Genomic DNA, 16,663 nt, shown 5'->3' with positions numbered 1-16,663 from the left:
CGATGAGCAGGCATATACCGACCTACGAGCTCTATGGCGAAAATACCGGGCGATCTCCGGAATTCTGGTTGCATTGCGAAACAATTCGCTCCCGCAGCAGCCTGCATCAATGGGAAATTCGGCTTCACCGCCACGAGAGCTTCTTTCAGATATTGTACATCGAAGCCGGTTCGGGCGATGCGATCTTCGGCAACAGGAACCACGCCATCTGCCCGCCTGCGATCATCACGGTTCCCCCTGGGCTCAATCACGGCTTTCGCTTCTCACGTGATATCGACGGCCTGGTGATCACTATATTGAGGTCCCATCTTAGCCACCCGCCAGGCGAGCGAAGCCAGCTGGGCGAGTGGCTGGCGATGCCGCTTCTGACGCCGCTTGCTCCCGATAACGCCGAGGCTGCCTATGTCATGCAGACGCTGAGGCGGCTCGGCGACGAATTCGAAAACCGCCGCGGTGGCCGCAACGAGGTGTTGGCTGCCTATGTCGGGCTGGCGTTGCGGCTGACGGCGCGGATTTCGCATGAAGGAAATGCACAGGAGCTTCCGTCAAACGAGAACGAGCGGCGGATGGAGATGCTGGACGAACTGATCCAGCAGCATTTTCGATCGCACAGGCCGGCGTCCTTCTACGCCAGGGAACTCGGCATTTCGTCGACGCATCTCACCCGTATCGTTCGCTCCATGACGGGAAACACCCCGCATGAGCTGATCGCCAGGAAATTGATCGAAGAGGCGAAGCGCCAGCTCGTCTTTACCATCGGCAGCGTTCAGGAGATCGGATTTCGCCTTGGCTTTGCTGATCCCGCTTATTTCTCGCGCTTCTTCCTGAAATATACTGGCGAAACGCCGCGGGTCTGGCGGATGAACGAAAAAGCTCAGCTTGAACGGGCATAGGGTCCGGCATTCGGTCATCCGACATCGCGTGCGTCAGTCGCAGATGTCTCACGCGGCCGGCCACATCCAGTTCCGCACCTCCGGCATGTCCTCGCCATGTTCCCTGACGTAATCATGATGTTCCGCGAGCTTGCCGCGGAAGGCGGCGAGCGTGTCCTTCGCCTTCTCCTTCAGGCCCGGCACGCGCTCGATGGCTTCGATGGCGAGATGGTAGCGGTCGAGTTCGTTAAGGACGGTCATGTCGAAAGGCGTGGTCGTCGTTCCCTCCTCGACGAAGCCGCGGACGTGGATGTTTTCGTGGTTGGCGCGCTTATAAGTCAGGCGATGAATGAGATAGGGATAGCCGTGATAGGCGAAAATGACCGGCTTGTCGGCGGTGAAGATCGCGTCGAAGGCCTCGTCGGCAAGGCCGTGCGGATGCTGGTCTCTGGATTGCAGCGCCAAGAGGTCGACAACATTGACGGTGCGGATCTTCAGCTCGGGAATGGCCTTGCGCAGAAGATCGACGGCGGCGAGCGTTTCCATCGTCGGGACATCGCCGGCGCAGGCCATGACGAGATCAGGCGAGATCGTGTCCTCCTCGTTGCTTGCCCAGTGCCAGATGCCGATGCCGGTCTCGCAATGTTTCACCGCCTCGTCCATCGACAGCCATTGCGGCTCCGGCTGCTTGCCAGCGACGATGACGTTGACGCGGTTATAGGTGCGGAGGCAATGATCGCCGACCCAGAGCAGGCTGTTGGCGTCCGGCGGCAGGTAGATGCGGACGATATCGGCCTTCTTGTTGGCGACGAGATCGACGAAACCAGGATCCTGATGGCTGAATCCGTTATGGTCCTGTCGCCAGACATGCGAGGTCAGCAGGTAGTTCAGCGATGAGATCGGCTTTCGCCATTCGAGCTCGCGCGTCACCTTCAGCCATTTGGCGTGCTGGTTGAACATGGAATCGATGATGTGGATGAAGGCCTCGTAACAGGAAAAGAGGCCGTGCCGGCCAGTCAGGAGATAACCTTCCAGCCAGCCTTGGCAGAGATGTTCGGAGAGCACCTCCATGACACGCCCATCGCGAGAGAGGTGGACATCATAGGGTTCGATGTCCTCCATCCAGACACGGTCGGTGACGTCGAAGACGCTGCCGAGGCGATTCGATTCCGTCTCGTCGGGGCCGAAGATGCGGAAGTTTGCCGCCTTGGCGTTGAGCTTCATCGTGTCACGCAGGTAATGGCCAAGGATCTCCGTCGATTGGGCGACAACGCTGCCGCGCTTGCCGATGTCGACTGCATAATCCCGAATATCGGGCACGGCCAATTCCTTGCGCAGCAGGCCGCCATTGGCATGTGGATTGGCGCCCATGCGGCGTTTGCCGACGGGCGCCAGCGCCCGCAGGTCGGCTTTCAGCCGGCCGTCGCCATCGAACAGATCTTCGGGATCGTAGCTTTGCATCCAGTCCTCGAGAATCTTGCGGTGGTCGTCATTCCCGCGGCAGTTGGAGACCGGCACCTGGTGGGCTCGCCAGAAATCTTCCACCTTCTCGCCGTCGACCTCCTTTGGGCCTGTCCAACCCTTGGGGCTGCGCAGCACAATCATTGGCCAGCGCGGGCAGCCGGCTGTGCTCTTGCCGCTGCGGGCTTGCTCCTGGATCTCGCGGATGCGCTCGAAGACCCGGTCCAGCGTCGCAGCCATTTGTTGGTGCATATCGCGCGGCTCATGGCCGGTGACGAAAAGCGGCTCGTAGCCGTAGCCTTCGAAGAGACGTCGGAGGTCGTCGTCACCCGCCCGGCCTAAAATGGTCGGATTGGCGATCTTATAGCCGTTCAGATGCAGGATCGGCAGAACGGCGCCGTCGCGGGCGGGATTGAGGAACTTGTTGGAATGCCAGCTGGCGGCGAGCGGCCCGGTTTCGGCCTCACCGTCGCCGACGATGCAGGCGACGGTGAGGTCGGGATTGTCGAAGGCGGCGCCATAGGCATGGACGAGGGCGTAGCCGAGTTCGCCGCCCTCATGGATCGACCCCGGTGTTTCCGGCGCCGCATGGCTCGGAATGCCGCCGGGAAAGGAAAATTGGCGGAAGAGTTTGCGCATCCCCTCGGCGTCTTCGGAAATATCGGGATAGATTTCGCTGTAGGTCCCTTCGAGATAGGTGTTGGCGACCATGCCCGGCCCACCGTGGCCGGGGCCGCATATGTAGATGATGTCGAGATCGCGGGCTCGGATGAGGCGGTTCAGATGCGCATAGATGAAGTTGAGGCCGGGCGTCGTGCCCCAGTGGCCGAGCAGACGGGGCTTGATGTGCTCTGACTTCAGCGGCTCGCGCAGCAGCGGATTGGCAAGCAGGTAGATCTGGCCGACCGAGAGATAGTTGGCGGCCCGCCAGTAGCGGTCGATCAGGGTGAGTTCAGCATCGGTCAGGGCGGCGGCGGTCGAGACATGGTTTTCCATTGGCTTCTCCCGTTCGAAAACACGTTCAACGTCAGTTCTAGCCATTAGCGCCGGCGCGCCATTGATCTGGATCAGCGGGCGCGAAGAACGGACAGCGCTTCATCGGCGATCACCTGTTCTTCGTCCGTGGCAATGACATGGGCGACAATGCGGCTTTCCCTGGTGCTGATCGTGAAACCATTGGCGGCATTGGCCTTCTCGTCGATCGAAAGGCCAAGCCAGGACAGGCGCTTCGCCACGCCGGCGCGGATTTCCGGCTGATGCTCGCCAATGCCGGCGGTGAAGACGACGGTATCGAGGCCGCCGAGGGTTACCGCCATGCGGCCGAACTCGCCGGCAATGCGCAGCATGAACAGATCAATCGCCTGGCGCGCTTGCGGCCGGCCGTCCTTCAACAGATCGCGCGTGTCGGCGCTGATGCCGGAGACGCCGAGCAGGCCTGAGCGGTGATAGAGCAGATCCTCGATCTCACCCAGGGATCGTTTTCTCTCTCCTGCCAGGTGCAGGATCACGCCGGGATCGAGGCAGCCCGGGCGTGTCGCCATCGGGATGCCGTCGAGGGTCGAAAAGCCCATGCTGCAATCGCGGCTGATGCCGTCTTCCATCGCACAGAGGCTGGCGCCGCTGCCGAGATGGGCGACCACAGCCCTTGCCGTATGCGGCGCCTTGCGAGCGAGTTCACTGGCGATGAACTTATAAGAAAGCCCGTGGAAGCCGTAACGCTTGATGCCCTCCTCATGCAGGGAACGGGGTATGGCGAGGCGGCGAACGAGATCGTCCTGCGTGGCATGGAAGGCCGTGTCGAAGGAGGCTGTCTGGACAAGATGCGGCTTCAGGTGACGGAGCGCGCGGATGAAGCGCAGCGCTTGCGGTTGGTGCAGGGGAGCGAGCGGGATCAGCGCTTCGATCCCATTGGTGGCGGCGTCATCAAGCGCGACGGCGCTCGTGAAGCGCTCGCCGCCATGGACGACGCGGTGGCCGGCTACGGCCGCCGCCGCCATATCGAAATGATCGGCGAGACGCGTGAAGGTCTCGTCGATGACCCCGTGCAGATCGTCCGTCACCGCCGCCTTCAGCGACATATCGAATGTCTGCGATTCCTTGGTCAGGACAAGCGAGAGCGGCTCGGCGCGGAGATCGATGACGCCCTTTCCGAGGTGTCGTGCCTCGGCACCATCAATCGAGAAGACGCCGACCTTCACGGTCGATGAGCCGGCGTTGAAGGTCAGGAGGAGGTCAGTGGATGACATGTCTTCAGAGACTCCGCACAGCCGTCACGATGACCGAACTTAGCGCCGAAACTCCCGCCGGAAAGGCATGGCCGCCCGAGCGCCACATGTTGACGGTGCGTGGCAGCCTTGGGGCAGTTTTGTCGAATTACGCGAGGGTCAGGCGGTTGACGCCAGATTGGCGTTGCGATCGCGGATGAAGATGCTCGCCTCGGCGGCGGGCATCGCCTTACCGAAAAGATAGCCTTGGCCGATGTCGCAGCCGAGCTGCAGCAGGAAGGCAAGCTGGCCATGCTCCTCGACACCTTCTGCAGTCGTCTTGATGTTCAGGCTTCTGCTGAGGCCAAGCATGGCGCGGACGATTTTTTCCTGCCGTTCGTCATCGCGATAGGTGGCGATGAAGCTCTTGTCGATCTTGATCTTGTCGAAGCGGTAGCGGGCGAGCTGGGCAAGGCTCGAATAGCCCGTGCCGAAATCGTCGAGAGCGATCTGGATGCCGGCCGCATGCAGCTCTTCGAGAATGATGGCGGCGATAGCGGGATCCTGGATCAGCGCGTTTTCGGTGATCTCAATCTCCAAGCGTTGCGGCGGCAGCCGACTTGCTGAAAGGACCTTGAGGATGCGGGAGGCCAGCAGCCTGTCTTCCATCTGCACCGGCGACACATTGAAGGACAACGTGACATGCGCTGGCCAAGTGAGCGCATCGCCGCAGGCCTGCGCAAGGAGATCCTCGAACAGGGCGGTGATCATCCCGGTTTCCTCGGCAATGTCGATGAAAACAGGCGGCGGAATATTGATACCATCCTCGCCGACCCAGCGCGCGAGGGCTTCGAAACCGCAAAGCTGGCCGGTTTTCAAATCAATCAAAGGTTGATAGAAAGGCATGATCGCCTTGTCGGCGATTGCCGCGCGCAGCCTGCTTTCCAGAGAGGCACGTTCCGTTACCTTGTCCTGCATCGAAGCTTCGAAGACGAGATAATGGTTGGGGCCGCGTGATTTGGCCTCATACATGGCGAGATCCGCACGGTGGGCGGCGTCTTCCAGCGGCTCGCTGCCCTCAAGCCAGCGATCGTAGCCGACGCTGGCGCCGACTTCGACGGCAAAGCCATCGATATGGATCGGCCGGGTGACTGCCTGGATCAGCAACTTGGCGAAACGCTCCTCGCGCTCTGCCGTCAGGGAAAAGGCGACGATGATGAATTCGTCACCGCCGAAGCGGTAAACGCAATCCGCGTTGCCAAGCGCGCAGATGCGTCTGGCAACTTCGACCAGCAACACGTCGCCGCCCTTGTGGCCGACGAGATCGTTGACTTTTTTGAAGCCGTCGAGGTCGACGGAGAAGATCGTGACGTTGTCGTCCCATTCCTCGATCTCGCCCTCGTCGCTTCCGACCGGCCGTGAGAGGATTTTGCGCTCGAAGGCGTAGCGGTTCGGCAGCTTGGTCAGATGGTCGTGGGTTGCCGTCCAATCGGCCTTTGCCTGTTCGGTGGCGCGCAGCTCCATTTCCTTGCGCAGGTCGGCGATGCGCAGCACCGAATAGATGAAGCTCATCGCGCCAGCGATGCCGAGAGCCAGCACGAGCTTATCCGCCCCGTACTCGCCGAAACCGGTCATGAAGGAGACGAGGCGGTCGTCGAAGTGCAGCACCGTGCCGAGGATCCAGAGGGTTACTCCGAAAACCACAACCGACACGCATTGCCTTCCGGCCCTGCTTCGGAAAAACGCAGGCATTATCGCATTCTCCATCTCCACCCTCTGCCGGACTATCAGGAAAATCTGAAATGTTCGTTGAAACCATAAGGCGAATTGTTGGAGGTGGCAGCCCGTCCGTTGCGGTGCTGTCGGGACGTCGGCTGCGCTACGGCGTTTCGCTGGTGCTGCTTCGAAGACTAGAGATTGTCCGGATTCAAGACGAGGGGAGCCTCACGAAAGAACGAGGGCGAGCGTGCTGTCGCATCGCTCGCCCTGTCTCGCTCTTCAGGCGGTGACGATCAGCAGCGGAACGCTGACGACCAGACCGACCATAACTAAGGTGAACGTCACGACCCTCATCAAGCGCAGGCGCCGCGTACGCTCCCCACTCCAATCATATGCCATAGCTTCCGTCTCCTTGGGACAAGGAAGTAGTCCCGGTCAGACCCGGTTCAATAGAGATGACGCGATTTGCTTGCGTAAGGCTGGATAGTATGAGGGATGTCTAATTCTCTAGAGGCGCAGCGACCAGCGCTGTCCATTGCTGGTCATCCGAACGACCACCAGCGGCTCGACGTCGACGAGCCAGAAGGAGGGGAGGGGAGCCTGAAGCACATGCGCAATCGCTGTTCTTATAATCGATGCGTGGGTGACGGCTATCACATGACCGCCGAGCGTGGATTGTTCATCCATCCAGCCGGCGACGCGCGTCCGCAGACCGAGAAAACTGTCGCCGCCATGTGGGGCGGCTTCCGGATCGCTCATCCAAGCCATGAGGTTCTCCGGCTCTTCGGTGCCGATTGCCGCAATCGGCCTGCCGGCCCAGCGGCCATTGTCGCAGTCGGCAAGCCGCTGTTCTATTTGAGCGTCGAGACCGAGGGCTGTAGCGGTCTGGCGGGCACGCAAAGCCGGGCTAGTGACGATCCGGTCGGCCCGAGGCAGGGCGGTCATCCGGCCGGCTTCTTCAGCGGCCTTGTCTTCCAGCGGCTCATCCAGCGGGAACAGGGCCTTGCGGCTTGCCGCCGTGGCGCCGTGACAGATCCAGGTGAGGCGGGTATTCACGGTTGTTCCGATCATCGCAATATGGTGGGGACGACCCTTCGACGGCGTCTCGAAGTTTCGTTGACAGTCTCTTCGGCGTCCAGATATAACCGTGCTGTTGCGGGTTTGGAAGCCGGTGGAAATCCGGCGCGGTCGCGCCACTGTGACCAGCGTGTCGAAGTTCTTTACGCTGGAAGTCAGACCCTGCCGCACAACACTCTTTCGACTGAACGCGTCATTCCGGAGGGATACATGTCTGACACCACTTTCGCGCCCGTTGCGGCACCGGCGCCAATCCCTGTAGGGGAAATCCTGCCCTGGGCGGTTTTCGGCGGCCTGCTGATGCTCATCGTTCTTTATTTCGTCGGCACCGAGGAAGGCGCGATGGCGCTGTTCAACGGCATGTATGTGCACGAATTCGTGCATGACGGCCGCCATCTGCTCGGCTTTCCCTGCCACTAAAGCGCATCGCGATCTTTCAGATTCGCTTCTCGCGCTTTAGGTCTTTGTTTACACATGTCGTTGTCGCAAAACCGCTGCACACTTTTGCGCGACATGCTTAGGGGGAATACTGACATGGTTGGAAAGCTTCTGCTTCGCGGCATGCTCGCGGGCCTGATTGCTGGCATCCTCGTTTTCGCTTTCGCCCATATCTTCGGCGAGCCGCTGGTTGATGCGGCAATCGCCTTCGAGGAGGCGAGCGCTGAGGCGGCGGGCGAAGCTGCCGAACCTGAAATCGTCAGCCGGGCCACGCAGGCTGGTCTCGGCCTTTTCACCGGCGTCATGGCCTACAGTATCGCCGTCGGCGGGCTCTTTTCGCTCGCCTTCGCCTTCGTACATGGCCGCTTCAGCAGCCTCTCGGCGCGCGGCACCTCGGCCGTCATCGCCATTGCCGCCTTCGTGGCAGTGGTGCTTGTTCCCGGAATCAAATATCCGGCCACCCCCCCGGCGGTCGGCAATCCCGAAACGATCGGCGTCAGGACCGAGCTGTTCTTCCTGATGATTGTCGTTTCGCTCGCCTCGCTGGTTGCCGCGATCGCGCTGTCGCGCCGCCTTGGCGAGCGCTTCGGTCTCTGGAACGGCGCGATCATCGCCGGCATCGCCTATCTCGTCTTCATCGGCTTCGTGCTTTATCTGTTGCCGCCGATCAACGAGGTGCCCGAGAATTTCTCGGCGATGGTACTCTGGCGGTTCCGCACCACCTCGCTCGGCATGCATGCAATCCTTTGGGCAACGCTCGGTCTGGTTTTCGGAGCGCTGGCAGAAAGGGGTCTTGCCGCCAAGAGTGGACTGCGGCCGGCGTTCCGGTGATGCGGCATATCGGAAGGTTTGCCTTTCTCGGTCTCATCGCGAGCCTGTTGCCAATGTTTATCGGAAATGCTTTCGGCCATGGGAGCAGCTCTGGCGGCTCCGATACCGGGCTCGATATTCCGGCAATTTCCCACGGCGAGATGGCGATCATTTCGGAGTATCGCAGCAGCATCAGCATGCTGGCGTCACGGGCTGCCGATACGAACGAATCGTTCCGGCGTGTCCTGAACTACGCCGAAATCCAGTATTCCTATTGCGTCTGGGGTCGGATGCCCGGCAGCGTGACGGACGAGGAGAGCCCGTTCAACGAATGCGCCCATGCCTATCTCGCGGCGACGAAAGCCGTGCTGCTGGCGATGCGTGAGATGCCGCGGGAGGCAACCGCGGCGGGCGAAATCATCTCGGCCATCGACGCCGAGATGGCGGGTCGCGGGCTTGCCTTTATTACCTGCCAGTTCAGCGGCGAGGCATTCAATACCGCCAATATCGTCAAGCCGAGCTGGAGCAAGGTGCCGCTGCATCCTGCCAGCATGGCGTCTCTGACGGCGTTGGCCGCCATGTTGGGGCTTGCCATCCTGACGCTTCGCCGTTTCCTGCGGCCGAAGGCTCAGTCGTCGGAATAGCGCTGCTCGCGCCACGGATCGCCATACATATGGTAGCCGTTCTTTTCCCAGAAGCCGGCCTCGTCGGCGGCGAGCAACTCGATGCGGCGCAGCCATTTGGCGCTTTTCCAGAAATAAAGATGCGGCACGACGAGGCGCATTGGGCCGCCGTGCTCCGGTGTCAGCGGCAGGCCTTCCCAGGAGGTCGCCAGGATCGCATCCTCGGCGGCGAAATCGGCGAGCGGCAGATTGGTGGTGTAGCCGTCATAGCTCGTCAGCATCACGTAGGCTGCTTCCGGTTTCGGCATGGCGCGATCGAGCAGATCGCGCGTCGATACGCCCTTCCATGTGTTGTCGTAGCGCGACCAGGTGGTGACGCAGTGGATGTCGCTCACCCCAGTGCTCTGCTCCATCGCCTGGAAATCGGCCCAGGTGAGGGTGAGAGGCGTTTCGACCAGACCACGCACTTCAAGCCGCCAGCTCTCGGTTGAGATGACCGGCTGCTGGCCGAGATCGAGCACCGGCCAATTCTTGACGAGGTGCTGGCCGGGCGGCAGGCGCTCGGTCTCGGGCCTGCTGATGCGCCCGGTCAGGAACTTGCCCTCTGACGCCCAGCGGCGCTTGGAGTTGGTGAGTTTGCTGTCGGCGGGCGTTTGGTCGTCGCTCATGAATGGGTTTCCTTGCGGTGCAGCAATAGGACATCCGTCCCTGCCGAGTGTCAAGTTCCGGTGAGCCCTTGGAAATCCTCGCTTGCCTCATTAAACTGAGCCGTCGGGCATGCCTTGCTGGGGAGTGAAGGCAGAAAGGGAGGAGCCGGATCTGTCTTCGAAATATCGTGCCATCGCGGCGCTGCTGGTGGTGCCGTTTGTGATCTTCGCCTTCTTCACCTATGGAAGCGCGATTGCGACGCGCGCCTATATGCAGGAGGCTTCCGCTCAGGCGGGAACGGCGCTGCGCCTTGCCGTCTCGGCGCTCAGCGGCCACCTCAACCGCTACGAGGCGCTGCCGGCGCTGATCGCCGATCACGACGATATCAAGGAACTGGTGAGCGCGCCCAACGATATGGCGCTGCGTGATGCGGCCAATCTCTATCTCAAGGAGATCAACGGGCTTTTAAAATCCTCCGACATCTATGTGGTGAAGCCGGACGGGGAGACGATCGCGGCGAGCAATTACGATGGACCGGGGAGCTTCGTCGGCCAGAATTTCAATTACCGGCCCTATTTCCAGGAGGCGATCGAAGGCCGGCAGGCGCGGTTTTACGCACTTGGCACCACATCGCTAAAGCGAGGATATTATTTTTCGGCTCCGATCAGGGTCGGTGCGGACATTCGCGGCGTCATCGTCTTCAAGGTCGATATCGACATGATCGAATCCTCCTGGAGCGGTGGCGAATACAAGATCTTCGTCTCCGATCCCGAGGGCATCATCTTCATGTCCGGCAGCCCGGAATGGCTCTATGGCGCGATCCTGCCGCTGACCGCCGATCGTATTGCCCGCACCGAGGCGTCGCGGCGATACGCCAATGCGAAACTGACGGCGCTGCCGGTGACGCGCCATCGCTTCGAGCCGCATGATCTGATGACGCTTGCGAGTGATCGGGGCGCAAGCGAGTATCTGGTGCTGTCGCATTACATGCCGGCCGAGGACTGGACGGTGAATGTGCTGATGGAGACAAGCTCCATCCGCGCTCAGGCGCGCACCGCGCTTGTCGCCGTCTTTCTCATCCTTTGCATCGCCGGCCTTGCTGTCGCGGTCATTCGCCAGCGGCGGGCGCGACTTGCCGAGCGCATGCAGATGCAGGCCGAAGCGCGGGGTGAGCTCGAGCGGCGGGTGGAGGAGCGCACGGCGGATCTTGCCCGCGTCAACAGCCGCATCGAGGAGGAGATCGCCGAGCGGCGGCTGACCGAGCAGCAGCTTCGCCAGACCCAGGCCGATCTCATCCAGGCGGGCAAACTCGCTGGGCTCGGGCAGATGTCGGCTGCCCTTTCGCATGAATTCAATCAGCCGCTCGCCGCCGCCAAGACCTACACGGACAGTGCCTCGGTGCTGATCGATCGAGGCCGGACGGAGGAGGCGCGCGACAATATAAGGCGGATCGGCGGGTTGATCGACCGCATGGCCGCAATCAGCCGGCACCTGCGCAATTTTGCCCGCAAGCCGAACGAGAAGCTCGGGCCCGTTTCACTCGACGAGGCGATGCGCGATACACTCGAGATCATCGCCTGGCGGCTGAAGGCGGCGGACGCCGAGCTCCGGCTCGATCTCGGAACGCACCCGCCGGTGGTGCGCGCCGGCTCGGTGCGGCTGCAGCAGGTGCTGGTGAATGTGATCTCCAACGCGGCCGATGCGGTGGAGGGGTTGGAAGACAGGCGCATTGAGGTTTCGGCTTTCGAGGAGGCCGGCAAGGTAGTGCTGACGGTGCGCGATCACGGACCGGGCGTGTCGGCGGCCATCGCCGAGCGCATCTTCGATCCCTTCTTCACGACCAAGGGTGTCGGCAAGGGGCTCGGCTTGGGGCTTTCGATCTCCTACAACATCGTTAAGGATTTCGGCGGCAGCCTGACGGCGGCCAATCATTCCGAAGGGGGCGCGGTGTTCCGCATCGAGCTGCAATCGGCGGCAGGGCTGATTCCGGAGGCGGCGGAATGAATGATGCGAAGATCCTGCTCGTCGACGACGAGGAAGAATTGCGCCGCTCGACGGCGCAGGCGCTGGAACTCTCCGGCTTCAGCGTCGAGACCTTTTCGAGCGGCGAACATGTGCTGGAACTGATTGGCTACAGTTTTCCCGGCGTCGTCGTCAGCGATATCCGAATGCCCGGCATTGATGGAATGACTTTGATGCAGAAGATCCGTGAGATCGATCAGGAGGTGCCCGTGATCCTCGTCACCGGCCACGGCGATGTACAGCTCGCGGTCAAGGCGATGCGCGAAGGCGCCTATGATTTCATCGAGAAGCCGTTCACGCCTGAAATGCTCGCCGGCGTCATTCGCCGAGCGATGGAGCGGCGCGGGCTGGTGCTCGAAAACCGACTGCTGAAGGCGGTTGCCGGCAAACGCGACGACATCGAGGCGCGGCTGCCGGGGCGCACGCAGGTGATGGTGGATCTGCGCTATCGCATCCGCGCGATCGGCGCCAGCGATGCCGATACGCTGATCGTCGGTGATACCGGGGCGGGCAAGGAGGTCGTGGCCCGCGCACTTCACGATATCAGCGCCCGGGCGAGCCGGCCGTTCATTGCGATCAACTGCGCCGCGCTGCCGGCGAACCTGATCGAGAGCGAGCTCTTCGGCCACGAGCCTGGCGCCTTCCCGGGCGCGGTCAGGCCGCGTTACGGGAAGTTCGAACATGGGCGCGGCGGCACCATCCTGCTCGACGAGATCGGCTCCATGCCCTTCGATCTGCAGGCGAAGTTCTTGCGGGTGCTGCAGGAGCGGGTGATCTCCAGGCTCGGATCGAACGAGGTCGTGCCGCTTGACGTGCGCTTCATCGCGACGAGCAAAGTAGACCTAGAGGCGGAGGTAGCCGCTGGCCGCTTTCGCGCCGATCTTTTTTACCGACTGAACGTCGCGACGCTGCATGTGCCGTCGCTGTCGCAGCGGCGGGCGGACATTCCGCTGCTTTTCCTGCAACTGATGCGCGAAGCGGCCGCCCGCTACGGCCGCGACGAGGTGGCCGTGCCGCCGGAGGTGATCTCCGACATCGCCCAGCGCGACTGGCCCGGCAATGTGCGGGAACTGAGGAATGCCGCCGACCGTCTGGTCCTGGGTCTCGACAATAGCGGACGGCATACCGAGGAGGCAATCGGACTTGCAGAGCGGGTCGCCGAATTCGAGCGAGGGATTATTGCCAGCGCGCTGGTGGCGCATGGGGGCAGCCTCAGGCCTGTTTATGAATCCCTCGGCATCTCCCGCAAGACCCTTTACGAAAAGATGCAGAAATACGGCCTCGACAAGCGGATGCTGACGACCGAAAGCTGATCCTGGTTTGCGTCGTGCATTCTCCGGGACAATGGTGCTCCAGCCCTGGAACGTTGCGCGTTGGGTGGAAATCCACCCATCGCCTATGCCGTTTGTTTCCAAATCGACCCATGCTGCATTGCACTGCCGCAGAATCATCTTGCGGAAGCGACGGTAATGATTGCGGCGCGATTTCTCTCGGCGGCAAATAGGTCATCCCCGGCGCGGAGGATGTGTTGGCGGGGTTGCTGTTTCATCAGGGAGGAAACGATGAAAATCCTGAAGGCCGTGCTCGGCCTGACCGCGGCTGCCGCGGTCTCTCTTCTCGCCGGCGTCGCTTCGGCGCAGACCTACCCCGAACGCACCATCACCATGGTCGTCCCCTTTGCGGCGGGTGGCCCCACCGACACCGTTGCGCGCCTTGTGGCGGAATCCATGTCGAAGGATCTCGGCCAGCAGATCGTCGTTGAAAATGTCGGCGGCGCCGGCGGCACGCTCGGCGCCGGCCGGGTGGCGAGCGCCGATCCCGATGGTTACACCATCCTGCTGCACCATATCGGCATGGCGACCAGCGCCACGCTCTATCGCAAGCTCGCCTACGACACGCTCGGCGCCTTCGAATATGTCGGCCTTGTCACAGAGGTGCCGATGACGATCGTCGCACGCAAGGATTTCGAGCCGAGCGATCTCAAGGGACTGATCGACTACGTCAAGGCCAACAAGGACAAGGTGACGGTCGCCAATGCCGGCATCGGTGCGGCTTCGCATCTCTGCGGCATGATGTTCATGAGCGCCATCCAGACGCCACTCACGACCGTACCCTATAAAGGAACCGGCCCTGCGATGACGGATCTGCTCGGCGGCCAGGTCGATATCATGTGCGACCAGACCACCAACACGACGAAACAGATTAAGGGCGGCACGATCAAGGCCTATGCGGTGACCTCGCCGAAGCGTCTCGAGGTGTTGAAGGATGTACCGACGGCTGTCGAAGCCGGCCTGCCGGGCTTCGAAGTGGGCATCTGGCACGGGATCTACACACCGAAGGGTACGCCGGCCGCGATCAACGAGCGCCTGTCCAAGTCGCTGCAGCTGGCGCTGAAGGATCCGAATGTCAGCGCCCGCTTCGCCGAACTCGGCACGGCGCCGTCTTCCGATGCGGATGCAACGCCTGCTGCTTTGAAAGCCAAGCTCGAAAGCGAGATAGCCCGCTGGAAGCCGGTGATCGAGGCTGCCGGCGAATATGCGGACTAGTGAGGGATGTGCCAGGAATAGCCCCTCACCCTAACCCTCTCCCCTAAACGGGGAGAGGGGACTTGCCATGGGAGACGTGGCGGAGGACGGAGAGGCTGCGGCATGTTCCCTTCTCCCCGCGAGCGGGGAGACGGTGCCCGCAGGCGGATGAGGGGCCATCGCGACAGTGACGGCATCACGTGAACCATCTCCAACTTCAGGAGACACCATGAAATCTATCAGTCTCGATAGCACCAATGCGATCTGCGGTGCGCTTTTCGTGGCGATCGGCGCTTTCTTTGCCTATCAGTCGGTCGGGCTCGACCTCGGCACGGCATTGCGCATGGGCCCCGGCTATTTTCCGTTTATCCTTGCCTGCGCGCTGATACTTCTCGGCGCGATCATCTTCATTCAGGCGCTGCGTGTGGAGGGGGAGCCGGTCGATCCGTTCGCCTGGCGCGGTATGCTCTTCATTCTGCCGGCTCCCGTCTTCTTCGGATTGACGGTGCGCGGGCTCGGATTTGCGCCGGCGCTGTTCTTCACCGCCTTCATCGCCTGCTTTGCGTCGCGCAAGATGAATCTGGTGTTCGCGGTCATCCTGTCGCTGCTGCTGACGGTCTTTTCGGTCGCCGTTTTCAGCTATGGCCTCGGACTGCCGTTCGAGCGTTTCGGCCCCTGGGTCCGGTTCTAGGAGGCGGCGATGGATCTTTTCAGCAATCTCGCGCTCGGCTTTGCCACGGCGGCAACGCTCGATAATCTCCTCTTCTGCCTAATTGGCGTGCTGCTCGGCACGCTTATCGGCGTACTGCCCGGTATCGGAGCCACGGCGACGATCGCCATGCTTTTGCCGATCACCTTCCAGCTCGAGCCGGTTTCCTCACTCATCATGCTCGCCGGCATCTACTACGGCGCGCAGTATGGCGGCTCGACAACGGCGATCCTCATCAACATGCCGGGCGAATCCTCCTCGGCCGTCACCGCGATCGACGGCTATCAGATGGCGCGCAAGGGCAGGGCGGGGGCGGCGCTGGCGATCGCGGCGCTAGGCTCGTTCTTCGCCGGTACGGTCTCGACCTTCCTCGTTGCGGTCTTCGCGCCGCCGCTGACCGACATCGCGCTGCAATTCGGATCGGCTGAATATTTCTCACTGATGATCGTCGGCCTCGTTTCCTCGATTGCGCTGGCGCATGGCTCGGTCGTCAAGGCGCTGGCGATGGTGGCGCTCGGGCTGCTGCTCGGCCTCGTCGGCACCGATATCTATACCGGCACACCGCGTTTCACGCTCGGCATCCGTGAATATGCCGACGGGCTGAATTTCGTGGCGCTCGCCGTCGGCGTCTTCGGCGTCGCTGAAATCCTGCGTAATCTCGAGGGAGAGTCGACACGAACGGTGCTGATGGCCAAGGTATCGGGCCTCTTGCCTTCGCGCCAGGAATTCAAGGAGATGGTCGCGCCCATCATTCGCGGCACCGCCATCGGCTCCGCGCTCGGCATCCTGCCGGGTGGCGGGGCGATCCTCGCTTCCTTCGCCTCTTATACGGTGGAAAAGCGCTTGTCGAAGACGCCGAAGGAATTTGGCCAGGGCGCGGTTGCCGGCGTTGCAGGCCCGGAATCGGCCAATAATGCCGGAGCGCAGACCTCATTCATTCCGTTGCTGACGCTCGGCATTCCGGCCAATCCGGTGATGGCGCTGATGATCGGCGCCATGATCATCCAGGGCATCGTGCCAGGCCCGAACGTCGCCACCGAGCAGCCGGCGCTGTTCTGGGGCATCATCGCCTCGATGTGGATCGGCAATCTGATGCTCGTCATCCTCAATCTGCCGCTGATCGGGCTCTGGGTGAAGCTGCTGACGGTGCCTTATTACGTACTCTTCCCCATCATCATGGCCTTCTGCTCGATTGGGGTCTACAGCGTCAATTCCAACGTTTACGATCTCTATGCCGTCGCCTTCTTCGGCCTCATCGGCTATGTGCTGGCCAAGCTGCGCTGCGAGCCGGCGCCGCTGCTGCTCGGCTTCGTGCTCGGGCCGCTGCTGGAAGAGAACCTCAGACGCGCCATGATCCTGTCGCGCGGTGACCCCAGCACCTTCATCACGCGGCCGATCAGCGCCACGCTTCTGGCTATCGCGGTCGCCGTGCTCATCGTCGTCTTCCTGCCGAGCGTCAGGAAGAAGCGCGAGGAGGTATTCGTCGAAGAAGCTTGAGGGTTGAACTCGCGAGCTGTTTGATGAAAAACGAATGATCTGACGCGGGCGCCGTTCG

14 protein-coding genes and 1 riboswitch are annotated in these 16,663 nt (G+C 61.8%); of the genes, 9 read left to right on the top strand and 5 right to left on the bottom strand.

What is annotated here, in order from left to right:
• Window positions 1-2: 2 nt before the first annotated feature.
• Window positions 3-893, top strand: coding sequence for a helix-turn-helix domain-containing protein (locus tag AC13QO_RS23940; protein ID WP_285192669.1), 891 nt, complete (start codon window positions 3-5; stop codon window positions 891-893).
• A gap of 48 nt (window positions 894-941) precedes the next feature.
• Here AC13QO_RS23940 and AC13QO_RS23935 read toward each other — a convergent pair whose 3' ends face one another.
• The 4 genes from AC13QO_RS23935 to AC13QO_RS23920 all read right to left on the bottom strand — a co-directional run bounded on the left by AC13QO_RS23935 (window position 942) and on the right by AC13QO_RS23920 (window position 7,312).
• On the bottom strand, window positions 942-3,329 hold the full coding sequence (locus AC13QO_RS23935) for a phosphoketolase family protein (protein WP_285192670.1): 2,388 nt from the start codon (window positions 3,327-3,329) through the stop codon (window positions 942-944).
• 71 nt (window positions 3,330-3,400) lie between these two features.
• The gene (locus tag AC13QO_RS23930) at window positions 3,401-4,579 is read right to left on the bottom strand and encodes an acetate/propionate family kinase (RefSeq protein WP_488542053.1); all 1,179 of its coding nucleotides are present in this window, start codon (window positions 4,577-4,579) and stop codon (window positions 3,401-3,403) included.
• Between the two features lie 138 nt (window positions 4,580-4,717).
• Window positions 4,718-6,289 carry a putative bifunctional diguanylate cyclase/phosphodiesterase gene (locus tag AC13QO_RS23925; protein ID WP_488542052.1) on the bottom strand — a complete coding sequence of 524 codons (1,572 nt, stop codon included), beginning with the start codon at window positions 6,287-6,289 and terminating at the stop codon, window positions 4,718-4,720.
• 474 nt (window positions 6,290-6,763) lie between these two features.
• Complete coding sequence (locus AC13QO_RS23920; protein WP_097597371.1) at window positions 6,764-7,312, bottom strand: histidine phosphatase family protein; 549 nt, start codon at window positions 7,310-7,312, stop codon at window positions 6,764-6,766.
• Window positions 7,313-7,390: 78 nt separating this feature from the next.
• A riboswitch (adenosylcobalamin (AdoCbl) riboswitch) is annotated at window positions 7,391-7,541 on the top strand.
• 2 nt (window positions 7,542-7,543) lie between these two features.
• Here AC13QO_RS23920 and AC13QO_RS23915 point away from each other — a divergent pair.
• From AC13QO_RS23915 to AC13QO_RS23905, 3 genes are all read left to right on the top strand, one after another.
• On the top strand, window positions 7,544-7,753 hold the full coding sequence (locus AC13QO_RS23915; protein ID WP_085779300.1) for a CbtB domain-containing protein: 210 nt from the start codon (window positions 7,544-7,546) through the stop codon (window positions 7,751-7,753).
• A 114-nt stretch (window positions 7,754-7,867) separates the two neighbouring features.
• A complete protein-coding gene (locus AC13QO_RS23910; protein WP_488542051.1) occupies window positions 7,868-8,602 on the top strand; it encodes a CbtA family protein in 735 nt (244 codons plus the stop codon).
• A 53-nt stretch (window positions 8,603-8,655) separates the two neighbouring features.
• Entirely contained in the window at window positions 8,656-9,225 is a 570-nt protein-coding gene (locus AC13QO_RS23905; protein ID WP_488542050.1) for a hypothetical protein, read from the top strand.
• Here the strand turns inward: AC13QO_RS23905 and AC13QO_RS23900 are convergent.
• Window positions 9,210-9,872: a sulfite oxidase-like oxidoreductase gene (locus AC13QO_RS23900; RefSeq protein ID WP_085779297.1), complete on the bottom strand. Its 663-nt coding sequence runs from the start codon at window positions 9,870-9,872 to the stop codon at window positions 9,210-9,212. The genes AC13QO_RS23905 and AC13QO_RS23900 overlap by 16 nt on opposite strands.
• A gap of 109 nt (window positions 9,873-9,981) precedes the next feature.
• On the opposite strand from AC13QO_RS23900, the gene AC13QO_RS23895 reads away from it, so the two are divergent.
• The 5 genes from AC13QO_RS23895 (at window position 9,982) to AC13QO_RS23875 (ending at window position 16,605) form a co-directional block, all read left to right on the top strand.
• Window positions 9,982-11,856 carry a sensor histidine kinase gene (locus tag AC13QO_RS23895; protein ID WP_488542049.1) on the top strand — a complete coding sequence of 625 codons (1,875 nt, stop codon included), beginning with the start codon at window positions 9,982-9,984 and terminating at the stop codon, window positions 11,854-11,856.
• Complete coding sequence (locus AC13QO_RS23890; RefSeq protein WP_488542048.1) at window positions 11,853-13,187, top strand: sigma-54-dependent transcriptional regulator; 1,335 nt, start codon at window positions 11,853-11,855, stop codon at window positions 13,185-13,187. The genes AC13QO_RS23895 and AC13QO_RS23890 overlap by 4 nt, the downstream gene beginning before the upstream one ends.
• Before the next feature lie 249 nt (window positions 13,188-13,436).
• The gene (locus tag AC13QO_RS23885; RefSeq protein ID WP_097597381.1) at window positions 13,437-14,420 is read left to right on the top strand and encodes a tripartite tricarboxylate transporter substrate-binding protein; all 984 of its coding nucleotides are present in this window, start codon (window positions 13,437-13,439) and stop codon (window positions 14,418-14,420) included.
• 208 nt (window positions 14,421-14,628) lie between these two features.
• Window positions 14,629-15,090 carry a tripartite tricarboxylate transporter TctB family protein gene (locus AC13QO_RS23880; RefSeq protein ID WP_097597384.1) on the top strand — a complete coding sequence of 154 codons (462 nt, stop codon included), beginning with the start codon at window positions 14,629-14,631 and terminating at the stop codon, window positions 15,088-15,090.
• A 9-nt stretch (window positions 15,091-15,099) separates the two neighbouring features.
• Window positions 15,100-16,605: a tripartite tricarboxylate transporter permease gene (locus AC13QO_RS23875; protein ID WP_085779293.1), complete on the top strand. Its 1,506-nt coding sequence runs from the start codon at window positions 15,100-15,102 to the stop codon at window positions 16,603-16,605.
• Window positions 16,606-16,663: the final 58 nt, after the last annotated feature.

The organism is Rhizobium sp. CNPSo 3670 (genome assembly GCF_057784555.1).
The sequence above is the reverse complement of the archived record's forward strand: the minus strand, read 5'-3'. Positions and strand labels throughout refer to the sequence as shown.

Excerpts from the sequence above, each read along its gene's own strand:
- AC13QO_RS23930 (WP_488542053.1), bottom strand. The coding sequence starts at position 4,579 with ATGTCATCCACTGACCTCCTCCTGACCTTCAACGCCGGCTCATCGACC.
- AC13QO_RS23885 (WP_097597381.1), top strand. The coding sequence starts at position 13,437 with ATGAAAATCCTGAAGGCCGTGCTCGGCCTGACCGCGGCTGCCGCGGTC.
- AC13QO_RS23940 (WP_285192669.1), top strand. The coding sequence starts at position 3 with ATGAGCAGGCATATACCGACCTACGAGCTCTATGGCGAAAATACCGGG.
- AC13QO_RS23910 (WP_488542051.1), top strand. The coding sequence starts at position 7,868 with ATGGTTGGAAAGCTTCTGCTTCGCGGCATGCTCGCGGGCCTGATTGCT.
- AC13QO_RS23875 (WP_085779293.1), top strand. The coding sequence starts at position 15,100 with ATGGATCTTTTCAGCAATCTCGCGCTCGGCTTTGCCACGGCGGCAACG.
- AC13QO_RS23905 (WP_488542050.1), top strand. The coding sequence starts at position 8,656 with ATGTTTATCGGAAATGCTTTCGGCCATGGGAGCAGCTCTGGCGGCTCC.
- AC13QO_RS23935 (WP_285192670.1), bottom strand. The coding sequence starts at position 3,329 with ATGGAAAACCATGTCTCGACCGCCGCCGCCCTGACCGATGCTGAACTC.
- AC13QO_RS23890 (WP_488542048.1), top strand. The coding sequence starts at position 11,853 with ATGAATGATGCGAAGATCCTGCTCGTCGACGACGAGGAAGAATTGCGC.
- AC13QO_RS23880 (WP_097597384.1), top strand. The coding sequence starts at position 14,629 with ATGAAATCTATCAGTCTCGATAGCACCAATGCGATCTGCGGTGCGCTT.
- AC13QO_RS23915 (WP_085779300.1), top strand. The coding sequence starts at position 7,544 with ATGTCTGACACCACTTTCGCGCCCGTTGCGGCACCGGCGCCAATCCCT.
- AC13QO_RS23900 (WP_085779297.1), bottom strand. The coding sequence starts at position 9,872 with ATGAGCGACGACCAAACGCCCGCCGACAGCAAACTCACCAACTCCAAG.
- AC13QO_RS23895 (WP_488542049.1), top strand. The coding sequence starts at position 9,982 with ATGCCTTGCTGGGGAGTGAAGGCAGAAAGGGAGGAGCCGGATCTGTCT.
- AC13QO_RS23925 (WP_488542052.1), bottom strand. The coding sequence starts at position 6,289 with ATGCCTGCGTTTTTCCGAAGCAGGGCCGGAAGGCAATGCGTGTCGGTT.